Consider the following 18,124-nt stretch of genomic DNA (forward strand, 5'->3'; position numbering starts at 1 on the left):
CATTCGAAGGCGGTGGAAAGCTCGCGCGCAAGCACACCGATCTGAAGATCTCGTATATCGGAAACTGGACCGATGCCTCCGCTGCTCGCGAGGCGACGCTCGCTCAGATTTCGACGGGTGTCGATATGCTGATCCACAACGCAAACGAAGCTGCGCGTGGATTCTTTCAGGCCGTCGAGGAGAACCCAAAGGTCTTCGCCTTCGGCACGAACAAGAACCAGAATGATCTCGCGCCGACCTCGATCCTGGCTTCGGCCACGCTCGATGTTCCCGGTGCCCTGCTGCTCGTGGCCCGCGAAGTGAGGTCGGGCCAGTTTTATCCCCGCTCGATTCGTTTCGGGTTGCGCGACGGGGTCGTGCGCATCGAGTGGAACGATGCGCTGCGCTCGCGCATTCCAGATCCTGTCTGGGACGGTGTCCAGAAATTGATTGCGGATGTGAAGTCCGGATCGGTCACCGTACCTCGCGCCGGGTTCTAGGATCCGTGGCGCGGGTCGCCCTTCGCGAAATCCACAAGCGTTTCGGCGCTACGCAGGCGTTGCGGGGCGCGAGCCTCGAAGTGGAAGCGGGGGAGGTGCACGCCCTGCTCGGTGAGAACGGGGCCGGCAAGACGACCCTGGTGCGCACTCTGTACGGAAATCTGCAACCCGATTCGGGGGAACTGCAGGTCGATGGCAAGCGCGTCGAGATTCCGAGTCCGAAGCACGCACTCGAACTCGGTATCGGCCTCGTACACCAGCACTTCATGCTCGTGCCAGCCCTGACCGTTGCCGAGAACCTGGCTCTGGGCGAAACCGGTTCATGGCGCCTTTCGCCAGCAGCCCTTCACGCCAGCGCGCGTCGGGTGCTGGATCGTTTCGAACTGGATGTCGAGCCGGATGCCATCACCGGGGATCTTCCGGTTGCACAGAAACAGCGGCTCGAGATTGCGCGTGCGCTCGTGCGCGGTGCCCGCGTCCTGGTCCTGGACGAACCAACCGCCGTCCTTGCGCCGTCGGAAGTCGCGGGTCTGCTGCGACTGATCGGAAACCTGCGCGACGAGGGCTGTAGCGTCATCCTGATCTCGCACAAGCTCGAGGAGATCACCGCAGTCTGCGACCGCGTGACTGTCCTTCGGGCGGGTGAGACGGTTGCGACCCGTGAGGTAGCCGGGCTGACCGCGGACGAACTCGGTCGCTGGATGGTGGGAGATGCGTTGCCTCCGCCCGGACGACCGCCGGAAACCGAGCCGGGACCGCCGGCCCTGCGGCTGACCGGTCTGTGCAGCGAAGGTCTCGCGGGAATCGATCTGGAAGTTCGCGCGGGCGAAATCCTGGCGCTCGCGGGTATCGATGGGAACGGGCAGGGACCTCTCGAAGAAGTGCTGGCCGGCGTCCGTCGCATCGACGCGGGCGAACTCCAGGTGCTGCGCACTCCATTGGCCATGGTCTCCGGCGATCGCCAGCACACGGGCCTGGTGCTCGATCTCTCGCTGCGCGAGAACCTGATCTTGCTCGATGCGACGGGGGGCGGAGGTGAGCCGGTCTTTCGCAGGGGCTTGGTGTCGATGCAGGCCCTGGACGAAACAGCGCGGGCTGCGATCGAAGCCTTCGAGATCCAGGCGGAGCCGGGTTCCCGGGTCGACGCCCTTTCGGGTGGCAACCAGCAGAAACTCTGTATCGCCCGCGCGCTGCGTGAGCCCCCGGGTGTGTTCGTGGCCGTCAATCCGACGCGCGGGCTCGACGTGGCGGCCACGGGATTCGTTCGCGAGTTGATTCGCGATCAGGCGCGGCGTGGGTGTGCGGTGCTGTTGATCTCGACCGACCTGGACGAGGTCCTGGAACTCGGCCAGCGCGTGGCAGTGCTTTATCGAGGGCGCGCGTTGCCGATTGCCTCCGATCAGCGCGAGCGCGAACAGATTGGCCAAGTCATGCTAGGCGTGCAGAGTTGAGCTGGATTCGAGCGACTCTGCAACCTCTGGCGGCGGTCTTCGTTGCGCTCGCACTGTCTGGGGTCCTGCTTGCGATGCTTGGGGCCGACGTCGGCCTCGCGTTTGGGGCGTTGCTCGGCGGTGCGTTTGGAGATGCGCTTGCATTCGAAAACACACTGGTGCGCGCCGTCCCGTTGCTGCTCGTGGGCCTCGGCATTTCCTGTGCGTTTCGATGCGGCATCTGGAATATCGGCGGAGAAGGCCAGTTGTACATCGGTGCGCTCGCGGCAACGGTTCTCTCGACGCGCCTATTGTCCGACGCCCCCGGGTGGATCCTGCTTCCGCTCACGCTCGGCTCGGGAGCGCTCGCGGGCGGACTCTGGGGCGGCATCGCAGCCGCGCTCAAAGTGGGCCGCGGCGTGTCAGAAGTCCTGTCGACCATCCTGCTCAACTTCATCGCGGTGCTCGGGGTCGCCTACGCAGTACAGGGGCCCCTACAGGAATTCAGCAACGCATACCCACAGAGCGACAGTTTTCCCGAGGCGGCGCGGCTCGCACTTTTCCCGGGAACGCACCGCGTGCATACGGGCTTGATCCCCGCGCTCCTTCTGCCCGGATTGCTCTGGATGTTGATGTTCCGGAGCGCTGCTGGCCTTCGCCTGCGCGCCGTCGGGCTATCGCCCGAGGCCGCGCGCTATGCCGGAATATCGCCGGAGCGCGAGACGATCCGTGTACTGCTGCTTTCCGGTGCATTCGCCGGACTTGCCGGTGCCATCGAGGTGAGCGGTGTGACCGGCCGTCTGTTCGAGAATCTATCGTCGGGCTATGGGTTCACGGCAATCGCCGTCGCTCTACTGGCGAGACTTCATCCCGTCGGGGTCATCCCCGCCGCACTTTTTTTCGCCGCACTTGCCAGCGGGAGCGGGGCGATGCAACGAGTGGCGGGTGTGCCTTCGGTGACCGTGCAGGTCATCGAGGCGCTGGTGATCTTCCTGTCGGCGGGATTCGCATTGCCCCGGAGTGAGCGCTGATGGACGGGGCGATGTTCGCGTTTGCACTTTCCGTACTGCGTCTCTCCACACCGCTGGGCATCGCGGCCATGGGTGAACTGGTCGCGGAGCGCGCGGGAGTGCTCAACATCGGCATCGAGGGCATGATGCTGGGAGGAGCCTTCGCTGCCTACGCCGTGGCGACTGCGAGTGGATCTGTGCTGCTTGCCATCTGTGTCGCGGGTCTGAGTGGCGCGATTCTGGCTTCGGTCTTTGCGTTCTTCGTACTCGAGCGACGCGCAGATCCGATCGTGTGTGGCACCGCACTCAATATCTTCGCGTTGGGTGCGACCGGTACGGCCAATCGCTGGCTGTTCCCGCCCGATGTCGTATTTCAGACCGCTCCGCAGGCCATGGATCTGCTTCCCGGGGTCAATGCCTTCGCCGTTCTGGCCATCGTACTGGTCATCGCCGTGGCGTATTTCTTGAATTCGACCCGCACCGGCCTCGAGATTCGCGCCGTCGGAGAGAGAGCTGAAGCGGCTCACTCACAGGGAGTACCGGTCATGCGCCTGCGCTGGATGTCCACGCTCTTTGGAGGTCTGTGTGCCGGGCTGGCGGGCGCGGCACTCGTCTTGTGGATCTCGGACTCGTTCGTCGAGGGTATGACGAGCGGTCGCGGATTCATCGCTCTGTCTCTGGTTCTCTTCGGTGGGTATCGGCCACTGCGCATCGTGGCGGGGGCGCTGCTCTTTGGCGGTGCAAGTGCGCTGCAGTTCCGCTTGCAGGCGCTCGGCGTCGATCTGCCGTACAACCTTCTGCTGATGACGCCCTATGTGTTGACGCTGATCGTGCTCGCGCTCTTTGCGGGACGCGTTCGAGCCCCGGCCGATCTCGCGAAGCCGTTTCAGTCGTAATCCACCAGACGCGCTCGCAAGCGCGCGAGACTATCGACTAGTCCACCCTCGCGACTTCGCGCCCGCCAGGTCGCGGCCTGCTCTTCGATCAGCGAAGACAGCTCCCGACGCAACTCGTTTCGATCCGTGTTCGGTTCGAAGCCGAGGCGACGGGCTCCGTGTCGAGCCAGTGCGGCCGCCTGCCCGAGTTCGCGCTTCACGATTTCGCCTCCGAACCCACGGGGTTCGGAGCGTTCGAGTCGCGCGAGCTGCTCGTCGATGGCTTCGATCGTCGTGTGAATCTTCTCGGGGCTGGTTTCTCCCCAGCTCAGGAGGTTGCTTCCGAGGGGGCGGATCAACGCGTTGAACAACGGGCTCGCGTTGAGAGTGGAAAGCCCGCTCAGCTCGTAGAGTTTCCCGAGTCCCAGGAGCGCGCGCCCCGACTCACCACTCGGGTCGCGCAAGACGAGCCGGTTCAGGGCTGTTTCCAGGTCGAGTCCACGCGCGCTTTCTGCACACCAGGCGACTGCGGCTCCGTACACCAACGGCGGCAAGCTGATCGAAAGCGGCTGCAGATGACCGTTGTCGCCCCAGTCGGTGATCAAGAAACCGCGGGCTCCTCGCGGTTTTCCGGCTTCTGCCGCATCGAGCAGATTGCCCAGTGCGTTGGGCAGACGGCCGATCAGGCTGTTCCAGCTCGATGTGCCCGGGCACACGGAAAAGGGAATGCCCGAATCCGCAAACGGTGCAGCGCCGCGGTGGAACGTCGACTGAGCGTTCAGATCCGCGAACCGGCCAAAGACCTCGCGGACCCGAGCGGGCAGGCTTTCGGGATCGAAGGGTGCGGAATAGCCCCAGGCCAGAGCGGTGACGCCTTCACTTGGCAGTTCGATGGCCAGTTCCGGGTACTTCGCGATGATGTCACCCCAGAACTGGACGTGATGGCCTTTCGCGCGCAGGCCGGAGATGAGTTCGAGCAGGAAGTCCAGATAGACGCGACCGTGTCCGCGCGTCTCGCAGTCGGTCTTGCTCCGTCCCTGGCCCAGTTCAAAAGTCTCGTCGCAGCCGATGTTCAAGGTGCGCGAACCGAAGCAGGGCAGTAGCTCCTCGTAGCGTTCGCGCATGAACGCCAGGCTCTCCGCGCCGGGACGCAGACAAGCGCTGGCCTCGGGTAGCTCGCCGAGATGGCGATACGCGTCGTGCTTCAACCAGCGCTCCATGTGACCGAAGCTGTTCTGGTTCGGAATCAGTTCGATGCCGCGTTCGTGGCAGAGCGCGTCGAGCCAGCGGATATCTTCGGGAGTCATCGGTGACGCATCGCGCCAGACGATCTCGCAGTTCGCGTACGCGAAGCTGTGCTCGGTATACAACTGCAACTGGTTGAAGCGAAGCCCTGCGAGCAGATCCACGATCAGGCCAAGGGTTTCGCGCGTGGGAACGCGATCGCGACTCACGTCGATCATATAGCCGCGTTCCGCGAAATCGGGGAAGTCTCGGATGCGCAAATGGGGCAGGCCCGAGGGCGATTGGAGCAGGATCTGTTCCAGAGTGGCCAGCCCCCAGAGCAGACCGCGTCGATCGCCCGCCAGGATTTCGACTCCGCGCTCGCCGATCGTCAGCTCGAAACCCTCTGGCGGAAGTCCGGAGTCCTCCGAGATCCGGGCGGTGACACCACCGTCTGGAGTGCCGCGTGTCGCCAGCACCTCGCTCACACGGTCGGCCGCCGCGCCCGCCTCGCGGGCGAACTCCATTCGCCCATCTTCCCTATACATACAACGCCCTGGCGCGAACTCGATCGAGCGCGGTATCGGAACCAGGCAGAGTTCTGGAATTGCAGCCGGCATCTCGCCCTACGCCCCAGGGCTCTCGAGCAGACGGCGGAAGACCGCGCTGGCCGTTTCGACCTGCGCGGTTTCAACCCACTCCGAGGCCGTGTGGGCCTGTTCAATGGAACCGGGACCGAATACCACACCACCGATTCCGTGACTTGTGAACACGCCCGCGTCTGTGCCAAATGCGGCCGTATCGGGTTCTGTCGGCAAGCCGGCGTCGGCCAGCGCCGCCTGACATGCGAGCACCGAGGCGTGCGTGTCCTCGGTTCCGAGAGCGGCCTTCTCGGTGCGGCACCAGTCGATCTCCACATCGTCAATGCCGGTGCGTTCGAACAGATCTCGAAGCTGCTGTCTTACGAAGTTCTCGTCTTCGCCGGGAAGCAGGCGTCGGTCCAGCACCAGCCAGGCTTCTTCGGGCACGACGTTGGCCGCACTACCGCCTCCGATCAGTCCGACCGAGAGAGTTCCCGGCCCGAGCCGCTCGTCGCGCTTCTTCGCGATCTCCGCCTGCAGGTCCTCGAGCGCAAGGACGGCACGCGAAAGTGCGACGATCGCGTTGCGGCCTTTTTCCGGCGCGGAGCTGTGACAAGCGATGCCCGAGGCTTTGAGCTGGGCGTGCGCGATCCCCTTGTGACGTGTGACCACGCGCAATGAAGTGGGTTCGGTCGCGATCACCCAGTCGGGTTTTCGGGAACCCAGCGACTCGATCACGTCGTTCACGCCGATGCTACCCAGTTCTTCGTCGGATTCGCCCACGATGACCACATTGCGTCGCAGGGTCCCGAGCGTCAGTACCGTCTCGAGTGCGTCCATCAGGGCGGCCATCCCGGCCTTGGTGTCGCAGGAGCCGCGGCCGTACAGCCTTCCGCCTCGCAGCTGCGGGTCGAAGGGGGAAATCTCCATGCCGTCGACGGGCACCGTATCCAGGTGCGAGGCGACCAGGAGGGTCTCGCGCGCTCCGGACACACTCGCCTCCGCGATGACCGAAGGGCGATCCGGCTGGCCGATGATCTGTGCGTCCAGGCCCAGGGCGCGAAGCTGTTCGTGCATGTGTTCTGCGTAGCGAAGTTCGCCGACGATCTGGGGATCGATGTCGGTCCTGCGCATCGGATTCACCGATGGGATCGCAACATAGTCACGCAGATGCGAGATGCAACGCGGATGTGGCATTTCCCCAATCTCCTCTCCGACTGAGCCGAGCGTCACGGCAACGGGGCGATCGTTCCATTGTAGCCGTTTGCGGCTTGACGGGCTTCCGGCTGTTCATACGCTTCGATTGGAGAGGGAAGAAAGAAAATTTCCCGCCTAGCAAGGAGGTTTCAAAAATGACGTTGTTTCCACATCGAAGAGACTTCGACCCGGTGAATGCGTTGCTCCGTCTACAAAGAGACTTGGACAGCGCTTCTGACAATCCGGTTGGGTTCGACCTCGGGATTTCCGGTCGCGGTGTCTACCCGCCCATCAATGTGTTCCGAGATGCGGACGGTCTGGCCATTCGCATGGAGGTTCCCGGTTTCGCGCACGAGCAACTCACGATCGAAACGCGCGGCCAGACTCTGATCGTCAGCGGAAAGCCAGACGAAACTGAGCTCGCCAGCGGCAGTTACCATCGCCGCGAACGCCCGGCGCGAGAGTTCTCGCGTTCCCTGCAATTGCCTCGAGATATCGACCCGGTCGATGCCAAGGCCACCTGCAAGAACGGCGTGCTCACGGTTCGGATTCCGTTGCGCGAGGAAGTGAAGCCGCGCGAGATCCAGGTCACATCCTAGATCCAGAGCCAGAGGAGGAATCGAGATGACTGAACTCAGCAAGCAAGCAGCCGTTTCCGAGGAGCTCAAACGCCCCGTGGCCGAGGAGTCCACACGCCCGGGTCGCACCTTTCGTCCGGTTGTCGACATCGTCGAAAGCGAAGAAGGACTCAGGCTCTGGGCCGATATGCCCGGTGTCGATGAAACTTCGGTCGAAGTCGGCCTGAACGACAACGTCCTGAGCATTCAGGGGACCGTCTCCCCGGATGACCACGCAGATCTTCAGCCGGTCTATACCGAATACAACGTGGGCAACTTCGAGCACCGCTTTCGTCTATCGAGTGTGATCGATGGCACGAAGATCCAGGCCAAGATGAACAACGGAGTGCTGGAACTGCTGCTTCCGAAGATCGAAGCTGCCCGACCCCGCAGGATCGCCATCAGCTCCTGATACTTCTCCAAGCTCCTACGACAAGCACTTCAGGTACAACGGCACGCCCTCTTCGACGCTGAGGAAGGGCGTGTCGTAACCTGCTTCTCGCAGTCGAGTGATGTCCGCGCAGGTGTAGCTCTGATAGCTGGCTTGTAGCGCTTCGGGGACCGGGACGTATTCGATCTCGCCCCGGCCGTAGTAGGCGATCACGGCGTTGGCCACATCGCAGAAGCTCTGCGCGCGACCCGAGCCCACGTTGAAGATGCCCGATACCGCGGGATGATTGAGCATCCAGGTGTTCACGTTCGCGACGTCGCCCACCCAGACGAAATCGCGCAGGTACTGCTCGGAGCCTTCGAACAAGCGCACCTGCTCGCCGTCTCCGAGCTGCAAGTGATTCTTGTATGCGACGCTCGACATCTCGCCCTTGTGTGATTCGCGCGGTCCGTACACGTTGAAGTAGCGCAGGCCGACGACCTGGCAGCGCCACGACTCCCATCCCATGCGTACATAACGATCGAAGAGCAGCTTGGAATAGCCGTAGACATTGAGCGGATCTTCGCACTCGGGTTCTTCTCGGAAATCCCGACCCAGTCCGTAGACCGCAGCTGAAGACGCGTAGATGAAGGGGACTTCGCGTTCGTCGCAGAACGCGAGCAGGGCTTTCGAGTAGTCGTAGTTCTCGTGAAGCATGTACCGGCCGTCCCATTCCATGGTGTCGGCGCATGCACCCTGATGGAAAATCGCATCGACCTGACCGATCTCGTCGCCCCACAATACGTGCTCGATGAAATCATCCTTGTCGATCAGGTCTACGATCTCGCAATCCACGAGGTTCTTGAACTTGTGACCGTTGCGCAGATCGTCCACCACGAGCACGTTCGACTCGCCGCGCTCATTGAGTTTCTTCACCAGATTGCTGCCGATGAATCCGGCGCCGCCGGTCACGATGATCAAGAGGATATCTCCTCGACCCGTGTGGGGTCGATTGCATGCTAGCCCGTCTTCGATACCGGGGGAACCCCGTCAAGAGCGCAGGCGAATCAAGCCTTCCTGTGTGGTGGACGCCACCAGCTTTCCGTCTCGTGTGAAAACGCTACCGCGATTGAAGCCGCGCGCACCGGAGGCGCTGGGACTGTCCTGGGCATACAGCAGCCATTCGTCCGCGCGGAAGTCCCGGTGGAACCACATGGCGTGATCCAGACTCGCGGCCTGGAAGTTTTCCTGCATGAAGGAAACCCCGTGCGGCATCGTCGCGGTGTCGAGCAGTGTCAGGTCCGAAGCGTAGGCGAGCACGCATTGATGCAGTTGCGGATCGTCGGGCAACGCTCCGATCGCCTTGAACCACACGTTCTGGAACGGTGGTCGCTTCTCGGGTTCGAACTCGTTGATCGGATCGAGCGAGCGCGTTTCGATCGGGCGCTCGCGCGTGAACGATTTTCGCCACTGTTCCGGGATGCGATCCGCCATGCGCTTGCGCAGTTCGACTTCGTTGAGAATGCCTTCGGGACCCGGAACATCGGGCATCTCGATCTGGTGATCGAAACCGCCTTCATCGACCTGGAAGCTCACGGCCATGTTGAAGATCGCGCGCCCGTGCTGAATCGCGACCACCCGGCGGGTCGTGAAGCTCCGGCCGTCGCGAATCCGATCGACCTCGTAGAGGATGGGCACCTTGACGTCGCCCGGTCGCAGGAAGTAGCCGTGTAGCGAATGTGCGCGACGTCCCTCGACGGTGCGATTGGCGGCGACCAGCGCCTGCCCCAGGACCTGACCGCCGAACACGCGTTGCCAGCCTTCGTCTGGGCTATTGCCGCGAAACAGGTTGACCTCGATCTGCTCGAGATCTAGAAGCTGCAGCAAACCCTCGAGAACCTTGCTCATATCATCTCCCGTGTCCCCGGCGAGTCGCTCGGGGCAGCGATCAGGATAGCGGACGTCCCCATTCGATCCGGGTGCGTTGCTCGAACTGCAGCCAGCCGTCGCGGGCGTGGCGGTCCAGGAGCTGCTCCAGTTCCCGGTCGAACTCCAGGGCGAGCGTTTCGCCCATGGCCTCGTGCGTGAAGCTGGCCCGGGAATGCTGGCACGCGACGTAGTCTTCGACGCGTTGCCGGAGTTTCGTCGGCTCGGTCAGACAGTAGCCGGCAGTGGCGAACCCGGGATGTTGGAGCAGAGGGGTCTCTTCGAGGTCGACAGGCGTCCAGCGAACCGGCTCCCCTCTCATGCGCGATGCGAACTCGAAATAGAGTTCGAGTTCCGCGTCGCGCCAGGCGGCCTCCCAGGGGGCGTCTCCGCTCAGCAGCGCGAGGAAGGCACCCGGTGCCAGGGCACTCGCGAGTCGCGGCAATACGATGTCCGCATCGAACCAGTGGAAGCTCGCACCGGCAACCGCCAGCCCGTACGGGCCTTCGAGCACGGCGCCTTCGACGCCCGACTCGATCCAGCGCAGGCTTGGGTGCCCACCGCCGGGCTCGGATCGCCCGATGCGAATCATCTCCGGCGACGGATCGACGGCGTCGACCCGGTCGACTCGCGAAACCAGCGAACGCGCCAGCTTCCCGGTACCGCAGCCGGCATCGAGCAGGACGCGCGGATGCTCAGCGAGCAGCGCGAGCAGGCGTTCGATGGCTTCTTCCGAATAGGGCGGGCGGAGGACGTACGACTCGGCGACCCGGCGCTCAGCGAAGCGCTCGCCGCGCTTGCGTATCGCTTCGTAGCTGGAGTTGAGGTCGCTCATTCCTTGTTTCATTTTCCTGGAAATCAGCGGAGCCGGGCGGTTGTGGCCGAAGCTTCTTCCCGCCCGGTCCCGACACCTTGCGACGTCGAGAGTGGACTGTAAGCCGGGTTCTGTGCGCGCGATCTTTCGAACACGCGTGAGGATCATTCGTCTAGGCCCGCCGTTGCCGACGGGCTCGAGCGCTCTGACCCGGACACCGCTGCACGCCGCCGAAGCGAACGCGCTGATTGAGCGGACCGCTCTCGTACGATGTCCCTATTTGAGCTTGCTCCGGGAGGGGTTTACCTCGCCGCCGGTCACCCGGCTGTCGCGCGTGGGCTCTTACCCCACGATTTCACCATTGCCGCCCCGAACCGCGAACGGCCCAGGGGTGGGCTGTGTGATTTCTGTTGCACTTTCCCTGGGGTCACCCCCGGTGGCCGTTAGCCACCTCCCTGTCCTGCGAAGCCCGGACTTTCCTCTCCCGCAGCGCCGAAGCGTGCGGCAGCGATCCTCCGTCCACCTCCTCCCTGAAAGGTAGGCCGGGGTCTCCCGGCGTCCAGTCGGGCGCTGCCCTGTCCGAATCTGCCGCCCAGCGGGCTGATAGAATCACAGGCCAATCGTTTCGGAGGCCGGATCATGAGTTCCCCAGGCGCCACGAACCTCGATATGGACGCGGCTCGCAAGGTCGGGATGACGGTCGCCGTGACCGCTCGCGAGCATCCAGGGCGCCACGCGATCCGTTCTCCTCTGGGCGACCGCAGTTTTGAGGAACTCAATGCGCGGGCGAATCAACTCGCTCGGGCGTTGCGCAAAGCAGGTCTGAAAGCCGGTGACGCGGTGGCGCTGCTCTGCGCAAACCGGCCCGAATTCGCAGAGGTGTTCAGCGGATTACTGCGCTCTGGCCTGCGATTGACCGCGATCAACTGGCACCTGCAGTCCGAGGAGGTCGCCTACATCGTAGAGAACTGTGAAGCCCGGGCGTTCATCGCGGATACGCGGTTTGCAGACGTTGCCGCAGCCGTCGCGAAGGAGACGGAAAATGCGGGCGTACGCCTGGCCGTCGCCGGCCCGATCGATGGCTTCGATTCCTATGATCGCGTGCTTTCACAGCAGGACGGGAGCGATATCGACGATCCGGAACTCGGCGGCACCATGCTCTACACCTCTGGCACGACGGGCCGACCCAAGGGCGTGTACCGCAGGGAGCCGCCTCCGGTTACGGGTCTGGCCATCTCGGCCGCGCAGACTGCGGCCTATGATGGCGCGAAGGACACATGTTTGTGTACGGGGCCCCTGTATCACGCGGCGCCGCTGGCTTTCAATCTCGCCGGCCCGCTGGCTGGCGGCGTGGGCGTCTCGCTGATGGACAGGTGGGATCCCGAGGAGACTCTGCGCCTGACTCAGGAGCACGGCGCAACCCATACTCATATGGTCGCGACCATGTTCCATCGCCTGCTGGCCCTGCCCGAAGAAGTGCGCGAGCGCTACGACATTTCTTCGATGCGCTATGTGCTCCACGGTGCAGCACCCACGCCTGTGCACGTCAAGAAAGCGCTGATCGACTGGTTCGGTCCAGTGGTGTTCGAGTACTACGCGGCGACCGAAGGCGGGGGCACCTTCATCGACTCGCACGAGTGGTTGAACAAACCCGGCAGCGTCGGTCAGCCCGCGCCCGGTCAGCTTGTGGAGATTCGCGACGACGATGGCAATCCGCTGCCTTCCGGTGACGTCGGGACGGTCTATTTCCGTGCCCCCGGTTATGGGCGCTTCGAGTACTTCAAGGATCCCGAGAAAACGTCATCCAGCTATGCCGGTGACTTCTTCACGATGAAGGACATGGGGTATCTGGATGAAGACGGTTATCTCTTCCTGACCGGCCGGACCTCCGAGTTGATCATTTCCGGGGGCGTGAACATCTATCCGTCCGAAGTCGACGACGTTTTGCTGGAGCATCCGGCCGTCGCCGATGTGGCGACTGTCGGTGTTCCGAACGAGGAGTTCGGCGAAGAGGTGAAAGCGGTCGTACAACCCGTTGACGGCCGCGCCGCGTCCCACGCGCTGGCTGACGAGCTGATCCAGCACTGTCGCTCCAGGCTCGCTCACTACAAATGTCCGCGCAGCGTCGACTTCGATGCCGAGATCCCGCGCAGCGCCGCTGGCAAGGTGCAGCGTCGTGTGATCCGCGATCGCTACTGGCAGGGCAGGGAGCGCCAGATCTGATGCATTTGCGGTTTTCTCTCACTCTGCTGATTGTGATCGCGAGTTTGATCTTCGCTTGGCCGACATCCGCGCAAGAGGCTGGCCGCACCGTCGTGTTGCACTGTGGTTCTCTGCTCGCCGTGCCCGGATCTCCGGCCGTCCAGAATATGAGCGTGATCATTCGCCGCGGCCGGATCGTTGCGATTCGCCCGGGGTTTATCGAGCGAGCAGACGTCGACGCCGAGCCGGACGAAATCGACATCGTCTCGCTGACCGATCGCTTCGTGCTCCCGGGTTTGATCGACTCCCATACTCATATCACCTCGGAGTACACCTCGGACGTGCGTTTGCGACGGCTCCAGGAAAGCGACGCCGACGCAGCGCTCCGTGGCGCTCTCTACGCCCGGCGCACGCTCGAAGCGGGCTTTACGACCATCCGCAATGTGGGTTCGAGCGGTGACTCTGCGTTTGCGCTGCGCGACGCGATCCGACGCGGAACGGTGCCGGGACCGCGAATCCTGGTCGCCGGTGAGTCATTGACCCCGACCGGTGGCCATAGTGACTCGACGCTGGGCTATCGCGAGAATCTGTTTCCGGTGCCGGGAGCCGCTCAAGGCGTGGCCGACGGCGTGGCGGGAGCAAGGCGAGCGGTGCGTGCGCAGGTCAAGCGCGGTGCCGACCTCATCAAGTTGACCGCCACCGGTGGTGTGTTGAGTTCGATCGCGGCGGGGACGGGTCAGCAATTCTTCGAAGACGAACTGGCTTCGATCATTGCGACTGCGCGTCTGCTGGGCAAGCGCGTCGCAGCGCACGCCCATGATGCGGACGGCATCAATGCAGCGCTTCGCGCGGGAGTCGATTCGATCGAACACGGCACATTCCTGAATGATGAGTCGATTCGCTTGTTTCTGAAAACCGGAAGCTATCTCGTACCGACGATCCTGGCGGGTAAGACGGTGGAGGCGCGCGCCAAACAACCCGGGTTCTTTCCCGCAGTCGTTGCCCGGAAGGCGTTGCGCGTGGGTCCGCAGAGCCAAGAGGCGTTCAAGCGCGCACATGCGGCGGGTGTGAAGATCGCATTCGGAACGGATTCCGGTGTCAGCCCGCACAGTGAGAACGCGCGCGAGTTCGCGTATATGATCGAAGCTGGCATGAGTGAGATGGACGCAATCGTGAGCGCCACCGTCGGTGCTGCGGATCTACTGGGTCTGTCCAGGGAGATCGGTACGATCGAAAAAGGCAAAGTCGCCGATCTGATTGCGACTCCGCGAAATCCTCTGGTCGATGTCAAAGAACTGCAGCGCGTCGTCTTCGTGATGCACAACGGGGTCGTGCATCGCAACGATGTGCCTAGTCCACCTTCTAGTCCTTGACGTTCGGATCGTTCCGTGACTTGCGATCAACACCGGAGATCAGCAAGTCGATCTTGTCCTTGGCGGTCTTCGTTACACCACCCTTTTCGTATTGCTCGACCAGGACCTGCTCGAGTTTTTCAAAGTACGAGTCGACATTTCTGTTAGGCGGAGCCAGTATTTCTTTGCGTTCTTCCTCTGGAAGTCGTCCGAGCGGTCCGTAGAGATTGATCCAATCGTCGAAGCGATAGCCCGCGCGCAGTACGCCGTGCAGGTAACGCGCGCGATCACGGCCTTCGGAGCGCAAGAGGCCCAGAATGCCCGCCGCGATGGCAATCGGCCCGAGCGCAATGTCTCGGATGCCCTCCAGGATCAGCTTCGCCTGAAGCACGAGCACATCGCGGAGTAGTTCCCAGCGGTCGTCGATATTCGTGGTCAGCTGATCATCTCGAGGTTCAGGCTGGGGAAGGCTCATGCCTCATGATACCCTGCCGCGTCCCGGCCCCGGAATGGAGCCTTGTCTGGAGGAGAGCCTTGATCATCGCCTGCCTGGATCTTGAGGGAGTCTTGATTCCCGAGATCTGGATCAACGTCGCCGAGCGCACGGGGATCTCGGAATTGCGCCGTACGACCCGCGACGAACCCGATTACGACAAGCTCATGAAGTACCGGCTCGGCATTCTCGACGAGCACGGCCTGGGCATCGCACAGATCCAGGAGGTGATCGATACGCTCGATCCGCTCGAGGGGGCACCGGAGTTTCTCGACTGGCTGCGCGAAGGTTTCCAGCCGATCATCCTTTCGGACACCTTCTATCAGTTCGCCGCCCCGCTGATGCGAAAACTCGGGCACCCCACGCTGTTTTGTCACGATCTGGAGATTGAATCCGACGGACGGATTTCGAACTACCGGCTGCGCATGCCGGACCAGAAGCGCGCGGCGGTCGAGTCGATACGAGCTCTCAACTTCAATGTGATTGCAACTGGGGACTCCTACAACGACACGAGCATGCTCTCTGCCGCCCACGCCGGGATCCTCTTCTGCCCACCCGAAAACGTGGTACGGGAGTTTCCGCAGTTTCCCGTGACGAGTGGCTACGACGAGCTTGCGCGGGAATTCGAAGCGGCGGCCGAGCGACTCTGAAACGTCGGAATCCCGTAGAGATTCGCGCGGGCTCGCTTGCCGGCCCCCGGGCCCCCCACTATACTGCGCGCGCCTCGGAAGGAACGGCAATGGCCGGCCCCGGTCGATTTCGCGCTTCCGGGAGGCCCCTTCCAGACCCCTTGTGAAAGCGACTACTCGGCGTCGGTCAGACCGTCATCGAGAACACGGAGGAAGCAGTCTTGGCGAGCAGAAAGATCTCACTCATCGGAGCGGGCAACATCGGAGGCGTTCAGGCTCAACTGATCGCCCAGAAACAACTCGCGGACGTCACGATTTTCGATGTCGTAGAAGGCCTGCCGCAGGGCAAGGCGCTCGACATCTGTCACGCGCTCGACGGTTGGAACTCGGACACACGTATCGTCGGTACGAACGACTACAAGGATACCGCCGGTTCGGATCTCTACATCGTTACGGCGGGCCTCGCGCGCAAACCCGGTATGAGCCGCGATGACCTGCTCAACACGAATCTGGGAATCATCAAACAGGTGGCGCAGGGGATCCGCGACAACTCTCCCGACGCGATCGTGATCGTGGTTTCGAACCCACTCGATGCCATGGTGTGGGCCATGAAGGAAGTCACGGGTTTTCCAAAGGAACGCGTATTCGGAATGGCCGGAGTACTCGACAGCGCACGTTTCAAGTTCTTCGTCGCCGAGGAACTCGGTGTCTCGGTGCGCGACGTCGTGGCGGTGGTTCTGGGCGGGCATGGCGACACGATGGTTCCGCTGCCGCGCCTGTGCAGCGTCAACGGCGTGCCGTTGGAATCCCTCCTGTCGAAGGCAAAGATCGACGAGATCGTGACGCGCGTCCGCGGCGCAGGCGGTGAAGTTGTCGGCCTGCTCAAGACGGGCTCGGCTTTCGTCTCGCCGGCGCAGGCATCGGTGAGCATGGCGGAGGCCGTCCTGAACGACGAAAAGCGCGTGCTTCCATGCGCGGCCTTTCTGGAAGGCGAGTACGGCGCTTCCGGTATCTACATGGGGGTTCCCGCACAACTGGGTGCGCGCGGCCTCGAAAAAGTGTTTGAACTTGATCTAGACTCCGACGAGAAGGCGCTGCTCGGAGAGAGCATCGAGCACGTCAAGTCCCTGATCGCCGACATCAAGCTCTGAGGAACCGAACTTGAACATTCACGAGTACCAGGCGAAGGCTCTGCTGCGCGAGGCCGGTATCGAGGTGCCGACCGGAAAGCTGGCGTTCAGTGCCGAGGAAGCCAGGGCGGCGGCCGAAGACATCGGAGGAACCGTCGTCATCAAGGCTCAGGTCCACGCGGGCGGGCGCGGGAAGGCGGGGGGCATCAAGCTGGCCAAGACGCCGGAAGACGCCGAGCGCTTCGCGCAGGACATGATCGGCATGACGCTGGTCACGAAGCAGACCGGCGAAGCGGGCAAGCTCGTGCGCCGAATCTACGTCGAGGCTGCTTCACAGATCGACGATGAACTCTATCTCGCAGTACTCGTGGATCGCGCGACGCAACAGGTTGCAATCATCGGCTCGAGCGAAGGCGGGATGGACATCGAGGAGGTCGCTGAGAACACGCCGGAGAAGATCCTCACCGTCCAGGTCGATCCGCTCATCGGTATCTGCGACTACCAGGTTCGCGATCTGGGTTTTGATCTTGGCCTGACGGCCAAGCAGGTGGCGAGTTTCGCGAGTCAGGTCGTCAAGCTCTACGACCTGTTCGTCAGCAATGATGCGTCACTGGTCGAAATCAACCCGCTGATCGTCTCGGGTGATACGGTCATGCCGCTGGATTGCAAGATCGGTTTCGACGAGAGCGCGCTCTACAGGCACAAAGACATCGCGGAACTGCGCGATCCCGACGAGGAAGACCCGCGCGAGCGAGAGGCTTCCGAGTACGACCTGAGCTGGGTCTCGCTCGACGGCAGTATCGGCTGCATGGTCAACGGCGCCGGTCTGGCGATGGCTACGATGGATATCATCAAGCACACCGGAGGTGAGCCCGCCAACTTCCTCGACGTGGGTGGTACGGCGAATGCGGAACGCGTCAGTCACGCGTTCCGCTTGATCCTATCGGACGAAAACGTCAAGGGGATCCTGGTCAATATCTTCGGAGGTATCGTCCTCTGCGATCTGGTGGCAGAGGGCGTGATCGAGGCGGCCAAGAACGTTGGGGTGAACGTGCCCCTCGTCGTGCGTCTGGACGGAACCAATGCCGAGAAGGGACGCAAGATGCTGGCCGAATCGGGACTCGATATCGTTCCGGCCAATGGCATGAGGGATGCTGCGGAGAAGATCGTTGGGGCGGTGAACGCATGAGTATTCTCGTCGACTCGAACACGAAACTTCTGGTTCAGGGAATGGGCCGTGTGGGGCAATTGCATACGGGCCTTTCCCAGGAATTCGGTACGGCGGTCGTCGCTGGTGTGACACCGGGACGCGGCGGTAGCGAGGCCTGTGGACTTCCCGTCTTCAACAGCGTTCGCGAGGCCGTTCGAGAGACCGGTGCCAATGCATCCGTGGTCTTCGTCCCGCCGCCGGGCGCGGCCGACGCGATTCTCGAAGCGACCGACGCCGGAATCGAATTGATCTGCGCGATCACCGAAGGAATTCCGGTCAGCGATATGTTGCGCGCGCGCGCCGCGGTCCGCGCCAGTGAAACCCGCCTGGTCGGGCCGAACTGTCCCGGCGTACTCGATCCCGGACTCAAGATTCGCATCGGCATCGCGCCCTATTCGATTTTCAAACCGGGCACGGTGGGAGTGGTGTCGCGTTCAGGCACATTGACCTACGAGGCGGTTCATCAACTGACCCAGATGGGGATCGGACAGTCGACGTGCGTGGGGATCGGAGGGGATCCGATTCCCGGGACCAACTTCATCGACACGCTGCGGCTCTTCCAGGACGATCCCGCGACGAGTGCAG

Annotated in this window: 18 protein-coding genes and 1 other RNA gene; 12 read left to right on the forward strand and 7 right to left on the reverse strand. The window is 62.8% G+C overall.

What is annotated here, in order from left to right:
- The 4 genes from GY725_22365 to GY725_22380 all read left to right on the forward strand — a co-directional run.
- Nucleotides 1–479, forward strand: a 479-nt coding sequence (locus GY725_22365) for a BMP family ABC transporter substrate-binding protein (protein ID MCP4006934.1), incomplete at its 5' end; no start/stop codon positions are given.
- 5 nt (nucleotides 480–484) lie between these two features.
- Nucleotides 485–1,930 (forward strand): ABC transporter ATP-binding protein, encoded by a 1,446-nt coding sequence (locus GY725_22370; GenBank protein ID MCP4006935.1) that lies wholly within the window; start codon nucleotides 485–487, stop codon nucleotides 1,928–1,930.
- On the forward strand, nucleotides 1,927–2,940 hold the full coding sequence (locus GY725_22375) for an ABC transporter permease (GenBank protein ID MCP4006936.1): 1,014 nt from the start codon (nucleotides 1,927–1,929) through the stop codon (nucleotides 2,938–2,940). The genes GY725_22370 and GY725_22375 overlap by 4 nt, the downstream gene beginning before the upstream one ends.
- Nucleotides 2,940–3,815, forward strand: coding sequence for an ABC transporter permease (locus tag GY725_22380; protein MCP4006937.1), 876 nt, complete (start codon nucleotides 2,940–2,942; stop codon nucleotides 3,813–3,815). Before GY725_22375 ends, GY725_22380 begins: the two co-directional genes overlap by 1 nt.
- Here the strand turns inward: GY725_22380 and GY725_22385 are convergent.
- Both GY725_22385 and GY725_22390 read right to left on the reverse strand, forming a co-directional pair.
- Nucleotides 3,806–5,638, reverse strand: a complete 1,833-nt coding sequence (locus GY725_22385) for a family 20 glycosylhydrolase (GenBank protein ID MCP4006938.1) — start codon at nucleotides 5,636–5,638, stop codon at nucleotides 3,806–3,808. The two genes, GY725_22380 and GY725_22385, sit on opposite strands and share 10 nt — an antisense overlap.
- Before the next feature lie 6 nt (nucleotides 5,639–5,644).
- The gene (locus tag GY725_22390; GenBank protein MCP4006939.1) at nucleotides 5,645–6,796 is read right to left on the reverse strand and encodes a M20 family metallopeptidase; all 1,152 of its coding nucleotides are present in this window, start codon (nucleotides 6,794–6,796) and stop codon (nucleotides 5,645–5,647) included.
- A 155-nt stretch (nucleotides 6,797–6,951) separates the two neighbouring features.
- On the opposite strand from GY725_22390, the gene GY725_22395 reads away from it, so the two are divergent.
- Nucleotides 6,952–7,395 (forward strand): Hsp20/alpha crystallin family protein, encoded by a 444-nt coding sequence (locus GY725_22395; GenBank protein ID MCP4006940.1) that lies wholly within the window; start codon nucleotides 6,952–6,954, stop codon nucleotides 7,393–7,395.
- A gap of 25 nt (nucleotides 7,396–7,420) precedes the next feature.
- On the forward strand, nucleotides 7,421–7,825 hold the full coding sequence (locus tag GY725_22400; protein MCP4006941.1) for an Hsp20/alpha crystallin family protein: 405 nt from the start codon (nucleotides 7,421–7,423) through the stop codon (nucleotides 7,823–7,825).
- A 15-nt stretch (nucleotides 7,826–7,840) separates the two neighbouring features.
- Here GY725_22400 and rfaD read toward each other — a convergent pair whose 3' ends face one another.
- The 4 genes from rfaD to rnpB form a co-directional block, all read right to left on the reverse strand.
- Nucleotides 7,841–8,764, reverse strand: a complete 924-nt coding sequence (gene rfaD, locus GY725_22405; GenBank protein ID MCP4006942.1) for an ADP-glyceromanno-heptose 6-epimerase — start codon at nucleotides 8,762–8,764, stop codon at nucleotides 7,841–7,843.
- A 69-nt stretch (nucleotides 8,765–8,833) separates the two neighbouring features.
- The gene (tesB, locus tag GY725_22410; protein MCP4006943.1) at nucleotides 8,834–9,691 is read right to left on the reverse strand and encodes an acyl-CoA thioesterase II; all 858 of its coding nucleotides are present in this window, start codon (nucleotides 9,689–9,691) and stop codon (nucleotides 8,834–8,836) included.
- Nucleotides 9,692–9,731: 40 nt separating this feature from the next.
- Nucleotides 9,732–10,544: a class I SAM-dependent methyltransferase gene (locus GY725_22415; GenBank protein MCP4006944.1), complete on the reverse strand. Its 813-nt coding sequence runs from the start codon at nucleotides 10,542–10,544 to the stop codon at nucleotides 9,732–9,734.
- An 82-nt stretch (nucleotides 10,545–10,626) separates the two neighbouring features.
- An RNA gene (rnpB, locus tag GY725_22420) (RNase P RNA component class A) lies at nucleotides 10,627–11,050 on the reverse strand.
- Nucleotides 11,051–11,162: 112 nt separating this feature from the next.
- Between rnpB and GY725_22425 the strand changes: the two genes are divergently transcribed.
- Nucleotides 11,163–12,746, forward strand: coding sequence for an AMP-binding protein (locus tag GY725_22425; protein MCP4006945.1), 1,584 nt, complete (start codon nucleotides 11,163–11,165; stop codon nucleotides 12,744–12,746).
- Nucleotides 12,746–14,098: an amidohydrolase family protein gene (locus GY725_22430; GenBank protein ID MCP4006946.1), complete on the forward strand. Its 1,353-nt coding sequence runs from the start codon at nucleotides 12,746–12,748 to the stop codon at nucleotides 14,096–14,098. The genes GY725_22425 and GY725_22430 overlap by 1 nt, the downstream gene beginning before the upstream one ends.
- Here the strand turns inward: GY725_22430 and GY725_22435 are convergent.
- Nucleotides 14,088–14,552: a hypothetical protein gene (locus GY725_22435; protein MCP4006947.1), complete on the reverse strand. Its 465-nt coding sequence runs from the start codon at nucleotides 14,550–14,552 to the stop codon at nucleotides 14,088–14,090. The two genes, GY725_22430 and GY725_22435, sit on opposite strands and share 11 nt — an antisense overlap.
- Before the next feature lie 59 nt (nucleotides 14,553–14,611).
- Here GY725_22435 and thrH point away from each other — a divergent pair, with 59 nt between their 5' ends.
- The 4 genes from thrH to GY725_22455 all read left to right on the forward strand — a co-directional run.
- Nucleotides 14,612–15,220 carry a bifunctional phosphoserine phosphatase/homoserine phosphotransferase ThrH gene (gene thrH / locus GY725_22440; GenBank protein ID MCP4006948.1) on the forward strand — a complete coding sequence of 203 codons (609 nt, stop codon included), beginning with the start codon at nucleotides 14,612–14,614 and terminating at the stop codon, nucleotides 15,218–15,220.
- A gap of 200 nt (nucleotides 15,221–15,420) precedes the next feature.
- Nucleotides 15,421–16,350, forward strand: coding sequence for a malate dehydrogenase (gene mdh, locus GY725_22445; protein ID MCP4006949.1), 930 nt, complete (start codon nucleotides 15,421–15,423; stop codon nucleotides 16,348–16,350).
- Nucleotides 16,351–16,360: 10 nt separating this feature from the next.
- Complete coding sequence (gene sucC, locus GY725_22450; protein ID MCP4006950.1) at nucleotides 16,361–17,518, forward strand: ADP-forming succinate--CoA ligase subunit beta; 1,158 nt, start codon at nucleotides 16,361–16,363, stop codon at nucleotides 17,516–17,518.
- The coding region (locus GY725_22455; GenBank protein ID MCP4006951.1) for a succinate--CoA ligase subunit alpha at nucleotides 17,515–18,124 on the forward strand (610 nt) is incomplete at its 3' end. The genes sucC and GY725_22455, both read left to right, overlap by 4 nt.

It is taken from the genome of bacterium (assembly GCA_024226335.1).
In the GTDB taxonomy this organism is placed as follows: Bacteria; Myxococcota_A; UBA9160; order SZUA-336; family SZUA-336; genus JAAELY01.